Origin of the sequence: Mariniblastus fucicola (assembly GCF_008087665.1) — a bacterium.
Classification (GTDB): Bacteria; Planctomycetota; Planctomycetia; order Pirellulales; family Pirellulaceae; genus Mariniblastus; species Mariniblastus fucicola.
Genome location: NZ_CP042912.1, coordinates 4,105,700 through 4,119,224, shown reverse-complemented (window position 1 = coordinate 4,119,224; position 13,525 = coordinate 4,105,700). Strand labels below are relative to the sequence as shown.

At 54.0% G+C, this 13,525-nt stretch carries 12 protein-coding genes and 1 tRNA gene; 3 read left to right on the top strand and 10 right to left on the bottom strand.

Annotation, left to right across the window (positions count from 1 at the left end):
• Positions 1-61: 61 nt before the first annotated feature.
• Positions 62-469, bottom strand: coding sequence for a 30S ribosomal protein S9 (gene rpsI, locus MFFC18_RS15095; protein ID WP_075083399.1), 408 nt, complete (start codon positions 467-469; stop codon positions 62-64).
• Between the two features lie 40 nt (positions 470-509).
• Entirely contained in the window at positions 510-968 is a 459-nt protein-coding gene (gene rplM, locus MFFC18_RS15090; RefSeq protein WP_075083398.1) for a 50S ribosomal protein L13, read from the bottom strand.
• Positions 969-1,398: 430 nt separating this feature from the next.
• On the opposite strand from rplM, the gene MFFC18_RS15085 reads away from it, so the two are divergent.
• Positions 1,399-1,683, top strand: a complete 285-nt coding sequence (locus MFFC18_RS15085) for a hypothetical protein (RefSeq protein WP_075083396.1) — start codon at positions 1,399-1,401, stop codon at positions 1,681-1,683.
• A gap of 11 nt (positions 1,684-1,694) precedes the next feature.
• Here the strand turns inward: MFFC18_RS15085 and pyrF are convergent, their stop codons facing one another.
• Entirely contained in the window at positions 1,695-2,615 is a 921-nt protein-coding gene (gene pyrF / locus MFFC18_RS15080) for an orotidine-5'-phosphate decarboxylase (protein ID WP_075083395.1), read from the bottom strand.
• A 123-nt stretch (positions 2,616-2,738) separates the two neighbouring features.
• The gene (locus tag MFFC18_RS15075) at positions 2,739-3,713 is read right to left on the bottom strand and encodes a DUF6807 domain-containing protein (protein WP_075083394.1); all 975 of its coding nucleotides are present in this window, start codon (positions 3,711-3,713) and stop codon (positions 2,739-2,741) included.
• Positions 3,714-3,951: 238 nt separating this feature from the next.
• Here MFFC18_RS15075 and MFFC18_RS15070 point away from each other — a divergent pair, with 238 nt between their 5' ends.
• Positions 3,952-5,052, top strand: coding sequence for a 6-phosphofructokinase (locus MFFC18_RS15070; RefSeq protein ID WP_075083427.1), 1,101 nt, complete (start codon positions 3,952-3,954; stop codon positions 5,050-5,052).
• A 51-nt stretch (positions 5,053-5,103) separates the two neighbouring features.
• On the opposite strand, the gene MFFC18_RS15065 is transcribed toward MFFC18_RS15070, so the two are convergent.
• Positions 5,104-5,841, bottom strand: coding sequence for a glycosyltransferase family 2 protein (locus tag MFFC18_RS15065; protein ID WP_075083393.1), 738 nt, complete (start codon positions 5,839-5,841; stop codon positions 5,104-5,106).
• Between the two features lie 131 nt (positions 5,842-5,972).
• Here MFFC18_RS15065 and MFFC18_RS15060 point away from each other — a divergent pair, with 131 nt between their 5' ends.
• On the top strand, positions 5,973-6,782 hold the full coding sequence (locus tag MFFC18_RS15060; RefSeq protein ID WP_202907510.1) for an AMP nucleosidase: 810 nt from the start codon (positions 5,973-5,975) through the stop codon (positions 6,780-6,782).
• A gap of 162 nt (positions 6,783-6,944) precedes the next feature.
• Here the strand turns inward: MFFC18_RS15060 and MFFC18_RS15055 are convergent, their stop codons facing one another.
• The 5 genes from MFFC18_RS15055 to MFFC18_RS15035 form a co-directional block, all read right to left on the bottom strand.
• Positions 6,945-7,922, bottom strand: a complete 978-nt coding sequence (locus MFFC18_RS15055) for a DUF6268 family outer membrane beta-barrel protein (protein ID WP_075083392.1) — start codon at positions 7,920-7,922, stop codon at positions 6,945-6,947.
• A 152-nt stretch (positions 7,923-8,074) separates the two neighbouring features.
• Positions 8,075-9,760, bottom strand: coding sequence for an alpha/beta hydrolase family protein (locus MFFC18_RS15050; RefSeq protein WP_238381206.1), 1,686 nt, complete (start codon positions 9,758-9,760; stop codon positions 8,075-8,077).
• Positions 9,761-9,974: 214 nt separating this feature from the next.
• Positions 9,975-10,061, bottom strand: a tRNA-Leu gene (locus MFFC18_RS15045).
• 74 nt (positions 10,062-10,135) lie between these two features.
• Entirely contained in the window at positions 10,136-10,987 is an 852-nt protein-coding gene (locus MFFC18_RS15040; protein ID WP_075083391.1) for a carbon-nitrogen hydrolase family protein, read from the bottom strand.
• A 62-nt stretch (positions 10,988-11,049) separates the two neighbouring features.
• A complete protein-coding gene (locus MFFC18_RS15035) occupies positions 11,050-13,479 on the bottom strand; it encodes a multiheme c-type cytochrome (protein ID WP_075083390.1) in 2,430 nt (809 codons plus the stop codon).
• Positions 13,480-13,525 lie beyond the last annotated feature (46 nt).

Below are 13,525 nucleotides of genomic sequence, written 5' to 3'. Positions count from 1 at the left end.
ATCGAAAAAAAAAATGGCTGAGACATTGTCCCAGCCATTGAAATTCTGATTCGTTTTTCGATTAACGTTTCGAGAACTGTGTTCCGCGGCGGGCACCGTGAAGACCAGGTTTCTTACGTTCTTTCATGCGCGAGTCACGCGTCAGGAATCCGCCGTCACGAAGTGCAGCAAAGTATTCGGTGTCCATGTTGACCAAGGCACGAGCAAGTCCCATACGGCAAGCGCCAGATTGACCTGTAACACCGCCGCCGCTAACGACGATTCGTGTGTCAAGCTTTTCACGAGCACCAACAGCGTCAAACGTATCGAGAACCGCGCGGCGATCTTGCTCGTTAACGAAGAAAGCATCGAAGGCTTTGCCGTTTACGGTGATCTTGCCGGATCCTTCTTTCACGCGAACGCGAGCTACCGAAGATTTGCGTCGGCCCGTGCCGAGTGCTTCGCCTGTTTTTTGGTCTGTCTTTGCCATGATTTTCCGTTAGCGGATTAGCTGTGTGATTGAGGGTTGGTTATTTGCTGCTCGAACGACGCCACTGATCAAACGGCTTTGGTGATTGAGCCTCGTGCGGATGCTCAGATCCCGAGTAGATCTTGAACTTGGCCAACATTTTGCGGCCAATCTTGTTCTTTGGCAACATGCGTCGCACTGCATCGCGAATCACCTGTTCAGGCTTTCGTTGCATACGGTTACCGATCGTTTCGCTGCGCAAACCTGTATAGCCGGTGTACCAGGTGTAACGGCGCTTGTCACGCTTGTTACCTGAGTGAACCAGTTTTTCGCAGTTTGTAATGACAACGAAATCGCCCACGTCTTCATTCGCGGTGTAAGTCGGCTTGTGCTTGCCCATCAGGACGGTTGCGATATCAGCCGCGATTCGACCAACGGTTTCGTTTTCACCGTCGACGATCCACCACTCCTGTTTGAGTGATGCGTCAGTTTGTGCGTTATATGATTTTGTGCCAGGCACTTCTATTCTCCATTGCTACAGCCGAACTAACATTCAATGCTACGGCCAAGCCGTGTCCAACTGAAATCGGACAAAACAGGGAAAAGCTCCAGGGAATCCCGAGCCTCGGATCGCTAAGTGCAGAAAAATCCCTCAGCGATGAAGGGGAAGAGTTTAGACATTTGCCCGGAATGCAACAAGGGTCAACAAGCTCAGAAGCGTCGGATTTTCGGCGATTTCCAACGATGGCTTTCGGAATAGCGTCTCGCAAAACCCCAGAATCGTCAGAACACGAGTTTTCGCTTTGCAGAAAGTCGCTGGAACGGCCATTTCAGCAGTTTTTCTAACCGCGACGGCACCCGAAAACCATATTTCCTCGACTTTGCCAGCAAACTGAAGGCACCCCCACCCCCGTATTGGCTCGCAGATTTCCCCTTTTGAAGCCATCTCCATGCACACTCAAACCAAAACCCAGACCGAAGAGCAAACAACATTGCCGGCTGATCCTCAGCTCAATCTGTACCTTGAACGTGAGCCATCGGCAGAGTTCGAACCCGGTTCATGGCTGCCACAGTCTTTCATTGATGCCTTCGCCGAAGCGACCGGCTGGGAGTTGGCCCGAATCGGCAACGAGATCAAAATCGTCGATATGAGCCAAGTGTGGCCCGCCAAAACTCCGACGGCTCATCGTGGAAAATGTGATCGAGTGGCGGAAGAACTCTCAAAGTTGCTGTAGCCCGTACAACGCTATAGTCGCAGCTTGCCGGCATTCGAATCCGCCGCAATCTGGCCGATCGCCATGTCCGCCGCCAACGAAACAGCGTCTTGCCAGTTCACGATGGCTTCGAATTCAGGTCGCTCGTAGGCAAAAATGATCCCCCTCGAGCTGTTGATCACGCCGCCCAAACCATGCTCATTCAAACCGCCAGCGATATCCGCCGCCGAACCACCCTGCGCACCGAATCCGGGAATCAGAAAGATCACGTTCGGCATTCGTTTCCTCAACGCAACCAGTTCCTCTGGCCAGGTCGCTCCGACAACAGCCCCGACAAACCCAAATCCTGAATCGCCAATGTTTCTTGCGGCCAGCATTTGCAAATGGTCGGCAACCAGTTCGAAAAGCTTGCCGCCGTCGGCTCCGATGGTTTTCTCCTGAAATGTTTTGCTGCCGGGATTGGAAGTTTTCGCCAGGACAAAAATTCCAGCACCATTTTCCATCGCGACATCGCAAAACGGAGTCAGGCTGTCGTCACCAAGATACGGGTTCACGGTCAACGAGTCGCATTGCCAGGGACCATTTTCACTTCGGTCCAAATAGGCTTTTGCGTACGCCGTTGCTGTCGAGCCGATGTCGCCGCGTTTGGCATCCATGATCGTCAGCAATCCTTTTTCGCGAGCGTACTCGGTAACGCGACCGAGGGCGACAACTCCTGCAGGTCCCAGCTGTTCAAAGAAAGCCGATTGGGGCTTTACTGCCGGGACTTTGTCGGCCACCACATCAATGATCGCCTTGCAAAAAACCTCGAAGGCTTCGGCTTGGTTTCCGATCGACTTGATGTCGTCTGGCAAGTTGTCCCAGCGCGGATCGAGACCAACGACCAATGGAGTTTTCTTGTTCTTGATCGCGGCGGTTAGCCGATCGCCAAAATGTTCAGGAGAGTTTTTCATGCCACGAGTCTAACGACCGGAACGTCTGCCGGGAATGATGTGAATCGCCGACTTTGGTTGTCGATACGTTCGTTAGCCCGTTTCACCACTAAATTTGAAAACACGGGTTCTCTTGGGCTCAAATCAGTCACCATTCGCGTCGCTGTTGGAAAACTTGGCGTGCAGCGATTTGGCGTCGTCGACATTGACTGCTTCGGCGAAGAATACAAATCGATATCGCAGCGTAAGACTTTGGCCTTTCGCAAGCTTGACGGCTCCGGCGTGCTCTTCCATTTCGAGAAAGTCGTGAAGTCCGAACGGGTTCGCGGAAATCAATCCGTAGTCCCTCGCGTGCCAAGTGGTGGGATATCGAAAGTTGGTCGGATGGTCGAGGATCAACAAGCTTGCTGGCTTCGATTCAATCGTGCCCGAATATAGCAGCCAGGCCGACGACTGACCCCAGGTTTCAACGCCCTCGGTGCCCTGACTGTTGACGACGTTGCCAAAAACTTTTTCAACGCCCCGGCGAGCGTCCGGATTCAGCCGCAAATCGGGGTGAGTGCGGATCGCAACAGTGCCCTCCTTGGTGTCATCGATTGTGATCGGACCTTCAGTCGCGGCGAGTGTGAACACGCAATCGATCCACCTTGATTTTTCGTCGGCTCCGAAACTCCACTTCGTCGAATCCCGGCACACAACATTCTGGCCGGCATCGATCCAGCTGCTGTTCGCGGTGATGCTGTTTGCTTCCCTGTCGATCGTTGGCTCTCCATCGACGACGATTTTCGCTCCGCCACGACACGTCCAAAAATCGATGTCGTTTACTTCGTGGCCGATCCAGATCGATTTGTGGTGCGGGTGATCGTCTGCCTCCCCTGCGGTTTTCTTCATCGGAAAGTCACGGGTCATTCGAATCTGACTTGGGCCGAGAACTGGATACAGAAAAGGCTTGGCAGTATCAGTAAAGTTGTACGCGGTGAAAAGTTCTCCGCCGACGGAGACTGCGATTGTTTCGTTCTGCTGCGAGATTTGAATTGCTTGCTGGCCCTGAAGGGGAGCGACATACGCGCCGATCGCAATAACCGAAAATGTGGCGGACAGGAATAGAAAACGTGTCATGTTTTGAGTTCCGTGAGACGAATGGCTTGGTGATTTATTGAGTATAGCCGACCGCCGAGGCGCCATGAAATCGGCCCGCTGGGATTCTGTTTAGAGAGAAACGGTTTTCGAAGTTTGGTGATTAAAAGGCATTGGTTTACTGGATTGCTGATTCTTGCCCACTAAACCTCGTCTTTCCCTGTCCGCAAGTTTCGGTCACCATGTTGGCCTCTCAAACCGATGCATCCATGGAATGACGATGAGCAGCAACATCAAGAAAATCGCAATCACGACCGGAGGCGGCGACGCCCCAGGGCTCAACGCTGTCATCCGAGCCGTCACGCTTGCCGCGACGAAACGAGGTTGGGAATGTCTGGGGATTCGCAGTGGCTTCGACGGGGTTTTGCACCCGGAAGACTTTCCCGAAGGGGGCACGTTCCCTTTGACGCCGGATGTCGTTCGCGGAATTTCGCACACTGGCGGTACAATTCTTGGAACGACCAATCGCGGCAATCCGTTCTCATACGAAATCCTGCAGCCCGATGGTTCGGTTGACAAAGAAGATATCTCGCCACGTCTGACCGAGAGTTTCAAAAGGCATAAAATCGATGCCTTGGTGGCGATCGGCGGAGATGGCTCGATGGGAATCGCCAATCAGGTCGCCAAGTTGGGAATCACGGTTGTTGGTGTCCCGAAAACGATCGACAACGATTTGGAAGGAACAGTCGCGACCTTCGGCTTTGACACCGCTGTATCGTACGCGACTGACGCGATCGGCCGCTTGCATGCCACCGCGGCCAGTCACCGGCGCGTCATGATTGTCGAGATGATGGGGCGACATGCGGGCTGGATTGCGCTTGAAGCAGGGTTGGCTGGGTCGGCAGACATTATTCTGATCCCGGAGATTCCTTTTGATCTGCGCAAGGTCGCGGAGAAAGTCAAAGAACGCAATTCCCGTCGACGACCGTTCAGCATCGTCGCGGTCGCGGAGGGCGCTATGCCGATTGGCGGAACGGAAATGTACCACGACGCTGGTGGAGTGAAAAAACTTGGCGGCATCGGTGAGTACGTCGCGGAAGGCTTGCGACCGCTGGTGGAAAACGAAGTCCGTACCGTTGTGCTGGGGCATTTGCTTCGCGGTGGTTCGCCCACGTCGCGCGATCGCTTACTTTCGTTTCGCTTCGGTGCAGCGGCTGTTCGGGCTCTTGCCGAAGGCAAGCGCAGCGTGATGGTCGCGCTTGACCCGCCGACGGTCAGCTACGTTCCGCTTGAGGAATGCACGCGGCGAACGAAGCTTGTACCGCTCGATTGTGACACACTTGCGACGGCCCGAGACCTTGGGACTTGCTTTGGCGACTGACTTTCGAGTCTGTAGCTTGAAGAGTTATCAAACAGGGTTCGCCGCCGCAATTCATGAACTCTTGCCAAACCGGAATCGGAAGATCGTCCACAGGATTTTGTAGCCGGCTCGAAATGTGCCCGATACAGTCCCGCTGATTTTGCTGACTCCGATCCGTCGGCGATACGAAACGGGAACTTCCGTGATCTTCAGGCCATTGCGGAACGCTTTGATCTGCATCTCGATCGTCCAGCCAAAATTTTCGTCTTGCATCTCAAGATCGATCAAAGCCTGGTATCGGATCGCGCGAAACGGACCAAGGTCGCTAAATTTGGCTCCCCAGAAAATTTGCATCAGCGTACACGCCAGCCAATTGCCGAAAATCGCCTGGAAGTGCATCGCTCCTTGTTGTCGATCGCCAAGGGAACGCGATCCGACTACGAAATCGAAATCTTCGTTGACAATTCGGTCGATCAGCATCGGCAGTTCATCCGCGTGATCGCTGTAGTCACCGTCGATGAACGCCACGATCGTCGACTGCGGGGTTACCACTTGTTTTCGAATGTGTGCGATGCCCTTCAAACAGGCTTTCCCGTACCCGCGTTGGGGTTCGCAGATCACGATTGCACCCCGAGCCGCAGCGATTTTCGCTCCCTCATCCGTTGACCCGTTGTCGACGACAATGACTTCGGCAACCGTTGGCAGGTCATCGAGTACCAAACCAATCGAGTCTTGCTCATTGAGCATCGGGATGATGACAAAAGTCCGCCGCAACGCATCGTCTGTCGTGTGATTGGACTCTGGCTTCATGCTGAAAGTTCGCGAACGTTGAATACACTTTGAAAGCCGCGTCTCAAGATCGTAGCTGGTTGCGGTGGGCGTATCGAGCGGCTGAGCGATTCAGTATATTGGTGAATCGTACGAATCGACGAAGGAATAGCATGTCACAGCCAATCGACAACAAAATTGAAGCCAGCAAGATCGACCGACTGGAGATCGCAAAAAGCTGGTTGCCGCGGTACACCGGCATGCCGATCGAAGAGTTCGGCGACTATATCCTGCTGACGAATTTTTCGCACTACGTCGATCAGTTCGCCACGCGGTTTGGCTGCAAAATTTACGGCGAAGGCAAACCAATGCAGGCGTCGTCCAACGGCGAAGGCCTGACGATCGTCAACTTCGGCATCGGATCCGCCAACGCCGCGACGATCATGGACATTCTGATGGCCCGCATGCCGGAAGCGGTTCTGTTCCTGGGTAAATGCGGAGGTTTGAAAGATTCAACCGAAATCGGGCACTTCATTTTGCCCATCGCAGCGATCCGCGGTGAAGGAACCAGCGATGACTATTTCCCGTCAGAAGTCCCCGCCCTGCCCTCTTTCAAGCTGCACAAATTTGTCTCGGATTGCATGGTCGAGCGTGAGTTGGAGTATCGAACGGGAGTTATCTACACGACCAATCGACGGCTTTGGGAACACGATGAGGAGTTCCGTGAAAAACTGAATCGGCTGACCTGTATCGGAATCGACATGGAGACCGCGACGCTGTTCATCGTGGGCCACTACAATTCGATTTCGCGCGGAGCTTTGCTGCTGGTTTCCGACGTGCCCACGACGCCCGAAGGAGTCAAAACCGAAGAGTCGGACGCCGAGGTGACTTCTCGTTGGGTCGACTTGCATCTGGAAATCGGGATCCAGGCGATGACCGACATCGGAACTCGTGGCGAGCAAATTCGTCACTTCAGGTATTAGTGATTGCAACAATCGAAGCTGAGTTCACCTTAGGCACTGTTTGACAAATTGATTTTCATGTCATCAACGCGGCCAAACATGAGCGGCAAGGCGCTCGCCGCCGTTAAAAAGCGCAACGGAACGGCGGCTAGCGCCTCGCCGCTCACATTTACCAAACAGTGCCTAATATCTTGTATTGATGCGAAAGATTAACGCATCGTCCAGCGACAATTCGATCGCTTCGTCTTCGAACTCGAGATCACGCGAGAAAGCATAACCCGCTTCGATACCAAACTTGCGTCCCGGCACGTACGGCTGGTTCGCTGGGGCTGAGGGACGCGACTCCCAGCCCGCAACGATTCGCAGATCGCTGTACGTCAATGTGTCATCGCCAAAGCCGGGGCGCTCGTAGCCCCAGGTGTTTCCGTTGAGACCGCCACCGAGATAGCACCACTGCTGACGCTGCCCGTTGTCGGCGACGAGAAAGTTGACTTTCGGGTTCGGCAAGATCAAATCAACACGCGTACCTGGTCGCGGTAGCCACACGGCGCCGATTGCCGGGACTACAGGAAGGTCGCTTCGACCCAGTGCAATGGCGCCGAACGTCCAGCTCAGCTGTGGGCTCTTTTGGTGAATTGCAAACACCCCACCGGTGAAACGCCACGCATCGCTTGAGCGGTTTTCATTGTCGGTCGCAAAATTCATCCCCAGCATTGTTCTGAGCATCCAGCGTTCACGGATCTTTCTGATCGTGGACAGCCCGATCGAGTACTCGTAAAGATCGTTGGGCAATCCGAGCGAGTCCGGCGTTGAAAGGTCCGTATAGGCGAATCCAATTTTCACGATTGGCGGAGGCGTTCCAAACCCGCGCAGCAACGGAAGCTTCAAATTCGCACTCTGTGTCGAAAGTCCCGTTTCGGAGTCGACAATCCAGGCGGACTCCAACCCAATTGGGATTCCCCTGGGGCGTTGGGAAGTGCTTGCACTGTCCGTTTTTGCTGATTGCGGCTGCATCCTCGGTGCCGCAGCAATGGCGTCGGTGATGAGCATGCAAAGTAGACCAACGGCCAATGCGCCGACAAGCGGAATTGGCTTCTGTGCGGTCCAGCCTGATTTTCGCTGCGGCATCCGTGCCTCAGTGCTTTCGTTCGTTGCTTCCATCCAGTTCCCAGCTATACCGAAACTGTGGGGCAAGATGCAACGGAACAAATTTCAAAACAGCGGGTCTGGAGTCTTTAGGATTGGCCGCGTTGATGCCGCCAGTGGGTTTGGAGCAAGCATTTTTGATGCGGCGTTTTCAACAGAGACACACTTTATTTCGCGGTTTCTTGCTCTAACTCCGCGGGGCCGAAAGGGTAAGTCGTGACAGCCATCTGATCGATCAAGGCACCGTCTTCGCGATAGGTCAGCGTCAATGAGTGATCGCCAGACTTCAGCTGGATCGCTTTCAGTTTGACCCATTCCCATCCGTTGGTGCCAAGCCCATTTATCGTTTCGAATTCGCCGTCGTCAACTTTCAGCCAAAACGAATCGTCGTCGGCAGACGCGCAGTTCACTTTCGCAAACAGAAAATACTTTGCGTCTCTGGTTGTCTTAAACTGAAATCTCATCGCAGCATCGTCACCTGTAGGAAATGCATCGGTGCTGTTTTTGCCAGACTTCACAGTCAGATATTTTCCACCGGAAACTTTTGAATCGTCGACGACCTTCCAGTCTGCTCCGTGTGCCGCTGCTTCGGCCTCGAACTTGAACGATTCAATATTTGATTTGTCCGGCATCGGATAAGTTGACTTTCCCTTCGTCCAGCCGTCGTGCCAAAACTCGTGCTCAACGTCGTCGAACTGGTGTTTCGTGACAGCTGTGTCTGCTTCTTTCCCCAGTAAAAATTTGTCGACGAAAGCTTCGACTTCCGGCCGCTGACTGTCCGGGAGTTGGCAATGCGGATGTCCACCGATGATCGAAAATCCGAATCGATCCTCGACGCCGAGCGTTTTCCAGACCTCGTGCGCGGCTCGACAGGAAACGTATCCCGATTCGTCAGCCAACCATTCGTAGTCAGGATTTCCCAGCACCAACAAGGCGCGTGGGGCGACCAGCGACATCAGTTCATGGTGATCGTATGGCAGTTTCTCAACCGAGTTCGAGAACTTGAACATGTCCTCCAAAAACCAGGCTCGGCTGGTGTTCCCCAGCGTTTCGACATTGCCCAGCGTTTCAGAGACTCGCCAGGCAGCCGCGCCTCCGCCACCGGATTCCTGTGCGATAGTCAATGCGATTCTTTCGTCGAAGGCACCGGCGAACAACGCCATTTTTCCAGCGAAGGAACATCCTGTGACGGCCAAACGTTTTCGGTCAATCGGAAGATCGGCTTCTACCAGTTCCAGTCCATCGATGATTCGGCTGACTCCCCACGGCCACGCCGCGTAGGCGCCAATATGTTTCAATTCGGGATAGAGTTTGTTGATCGGTTCGTTGCCGCGAGTTTGCGTGTGCGACATAACCTGGCCAAAGTTGTAGGCAATCGTTGCAACGTTTCGATCGGTGAATATGTCGCCGGGAAGACTGCCGCTGCCTCGGCCGACTCCAATGACGGCCGCGAAAGGCCCGTCGCCTTCGGGAAGAGTCACCTTCGCGGTCAAGGTTAACGTTTCGCCGTTGGCGGTCGCTTTCACGGTCAGCGTTCCATCCGCGTAGCTGGCTTCAATCTTTTCTGGTTTCGGCGGCTTTTGACCAACACCGTAGTGTTCGATTTCGGCTTTGATTTCAGATCGGCGACGGCTCCAGTCACTGAACTTCGTCGATCGCGGGCTTCCATCAGACCACGCAAACGGATCGGTTAGCGGTCTGACGATTGGAAGGTCTTCGATCTCGGGCAATAGCGGCGCCGGATGGTCAGCCCCCGTGTGCTCGACATCGTAGACAAGCGGAATTTCTTGAGCGTTGGAATCTGTACAGGCAATTCCAAATACCGTGACGACTAACAGGACGAGCGTTCTCATGGCGGCCGATCTCCTCAGATCCAGGGTGCGATCCCAACGCCAACTACTATAGGCGTTCCTGGCACCGCAGGTGAGGCTTAGTGTTTCCCGTGGCGGCATTCGCTGGTTGCGTGGGAAATTTGCGACGATCTCAGCCCGACTCAGTATCCATCGCCACAGAATCGAGGACAAAAAAAGGGCTCATGCGAGAATGCATGAGCCCTTTTTAACCTAGTGCGGATGAGAGGATTTGAACCTCCACGGGATGTAATATCCCACCAGATCCTTAGTCTGGCGCGTCTGCCAATTCCGCCACATCCGCGTTGAATTGGATCGGTATCTTAGTAGCTGCCTTGCCCGGCGGTCAAGCCGCGTTTCGCGCAAGGTTTTTTCAGGCTATTGAGCCCCGACGATCGGCCCGTAAGTATCCGGCCGTCGATCTTCGATACGATGGACTTCATGTTTGCCCGGGACCGCGACAAGGTGTTTTCGCCGGGCAAACGCGACATCAATCTCTCCATAGACAATCGCATCGTCACGATGGTTCGCGAAATCGAGCTCCCGGCCCAAAGGGTCGCAAATCTTGCTCTTGCCGATGAATTCGAACCCGCGTTCAGTTCCGATTCTGTTGACTGCGGCAAAGTAAACGTTGTTTTCCAAGGCTCGCGTGTTCGGAATCACGTCCGCAACCAGCCCGGATCCTGGCGGCCAATTGGTCGGCAACGCGATCAAATCGGCTCCTTTGAGCGTCAACACTCGAGCCGATTCAGGGAAAGAGCAGTCGTAACAAATGTTCATACCAATGCGTAGCGGTTGGTCATGGCCATCCAGATTCAAATCGAAAACTTCAAACTCGTTGTCTCCAGGAGTTGTGAAGTTGTCGACGCCGAGAGTGGGCAAGTGAACCTTGCGATACTTCGAAACGATTCCCTCTGACCCGACACAAACGACGCTGTTGAAAATTTGGTCTGCATCGCGTTCCAGGAATCCGAAAATTGCATGTGTGCTCAAATCACCGCAAGCCTCGATCATTTGAGTGACTGACGAGCCGTCGCAAGCCTCGGCAACCGCCATCGCTTCGTCGTGTGATTCGAAGCAATAGCCTGTTATCGTGCATTCGGGAAAAATCGTCAGCTCGGCACCGGCGGCGACGGAAGTCTGCAGATGCGATTGCATTGACGCGAGATTGGCAGATGCGTTGGCCAGTTGGATGTCCATCTGGACGCCGGCGATTTTGATAAGCGACATGGGAACATTCGCGATTGAATTGAAATTAAAGTCGATGGAATTCGTCAGTGACGACTGAAGATCTACTGCAACGAATCAAGTTGTTGCTTGAGCGCGAGATAGCCTGGATGATCCGGGTCCATGTTTAGCAGTTTCGCAATCAAACGATCGGCTTCAACCAATTTTTTCTGTTGAAGATAAAACGTTGCCAGGCCCATTAGGTAACCTTCCTGCTCCGGTGCCATCTCCGCGGCGATTTTCAAATGCTTTTCCGCCGTTGCCAGATCTTTCTGCAGATAGCTGGACATTCCGTATCGGTAGTGCAGCGTGTGGACTCCGGGTAGGCCCGCGGCTCGCTCAACATCGATGCCCAGCAGCTCATGATCACGCTTTCGCAGATCCGTGATTTGAGCCATAAGGTTTTCAATCTGATTTCTGGCCGCTTCCGAATTGCTTTGTTGAAGCTGCGACTGCAAAGACTGGACTTTGTTTTCCAGAATATAGGCCAGACTCGACCTCGGACCGGTCAGTTCAGGTTGCAGACGAATTGCGGTTCGATAGCTGTCCGCCGCCTGGTTCAGTTGGCCCATTCGTTCCTGCAATCCGCCAAGCTGCATATGAGCCCCAGCGGTATCTGACATCACCATCAGCGATTGGCGATACGCTTCCAGCGACGTCTCAAACGATCGCTTCTGCTCGGCCGTCAACGCACTATTGCGAGCCGTTGGAGCCAGCGACGCGAGGGCCCGAGCCGACTCGAAACGCACTCGAGGCGATTCGTGCTGCAGCAGGTTCCCGATGGCACTGCTGAACTGCTGGAGTTCACTGCCGACAGACCCGGGGGTGGTGGAGTACATTTGCCGGTTCTGGATTTCGAGCATCGCGATCTCAAGCGTCCCAATTGCCGCCACGACAACTTTCACGTCTCGATCGTCCAGCAATCCAATCGCGGTTTCGTACGCTTGCGGGTCGGCATGTCTGGACAACAGGTCCGCCGCGGTGGCCCGAATAATTGCCGGATTGGCAACATCTTTGGCGAGTTTGCCAAGCAATTCAGTGGCAGGTTCCTGGTTGCGAATGTTGAACTGAGCTTGAGCCAATTCCGGATACCATGATGTTTTCGGTGGCGATGATTCTGGCGGATACCACTTCGCACAGGCCGCTTCCATCTCTTTATCGATTCGAGCAAGAAGCGCCTCGACATCATCGTCGCCGGTCTCCGAAGCACTCAGCCAATCGAGATACTGTGCGAACTGCTCACGTTTCGGCAAACTCTCTTTGGGTTCCAGTCCAAGATGACACTGCGTACAGGCATTCGGCGTCCCCAGTGAAACGCTCAGGTCCGGTCGAGGAACCCGAAAGCTGTGATCGCGGCGAGCATCAACGTCCATGTACGTCGTCGTTGGCATGTGGCAATTGACGCACATCGCTCCTTCGGTTCCAGGTTGATGATGGTGATGTGATTCGGAATCATATTTTCCGGACGGATGCTGATGGCAGGACGTGCAGACGTTGTTGCCGGAATGTTTCAGCTTCAATGAATGTGGATCATGACAGTCACTGCACTTGATGCCGTTGTGAAACATCTTGCTTTGCAGGAACGATCCGTGAACGTAGTCCTCGTCGCGGATCTGTCCGTCCGCGTGATAAAGCGGCTCATTCAGAAGCTGCAACGAATGGTAGTCGTCATAGTTGCAGCCCGGTTTATAGTCGGTTCCCACAATGGTGCGTCGCGAATGGCAGGGAGCACACGTTTCGATCTGGTCGAGATTGCGATCTGTTTTCAGTTTCGCCAAACCCATGCCGTGAGTCCTGTCCCAAAACGGACTCATGGAGGACGCCAACTCATTGTGCAGGCTTGCCGGACCATGGCAGGCTTCGCAGCTAACATCAATTTCCGACCAGGTCGTGTTCCAGGACGCAGACGCAATGTCAAAGTTCTTCTTCAGGTTCGTACTGTGGCACTCCGCGCAGCTAACGTTCCAGTTTTGTGTCACGCCGGTCCAGTGCAACGGGTCCGTCGGATTGAGTTTGTCTTTCACGTCGGGCGGCGACAGATAGAACCACTTCTCTGCGGCCGTATCCCAGGAAACTCGCAGCACCTGAACCCTGCCTCGATCAAGCTCCACCATATATTGCTGCAGCGGTTCGACGCCGAAAGTGTACTTGATCTCGAAATCCTGCATCTCTCCATCGGGGCCTTCGGTGTTGATCATGAATCGATCGCCATCGCGAAAAAGGCGGGAGGTCGTACCAAAGTGTTCGATCGTACGGTCGTCAAAATCGCCCAGTACGGACTCTTCGGTGGCAAAGTCCATGGCTTGGTCGTGGTGAGATCCAACGAACAGATCGACTTGCTGTTGATGACAACTCACGCACGTTTCGCGGCCGACGTAGCTGGCGTGGGCCATCGCTTCGGGAGGAGCACCGCGATAATAGTCGGCCAATAAATAGCCGCTGACGATGATCAGCACGAACAGCACCAGGAAAATCAGATGAGCTCGTTTGGGCATTAAGTTGCGGTCGTTGAGGAATGGTTGTGCATCGATTCCAATATAA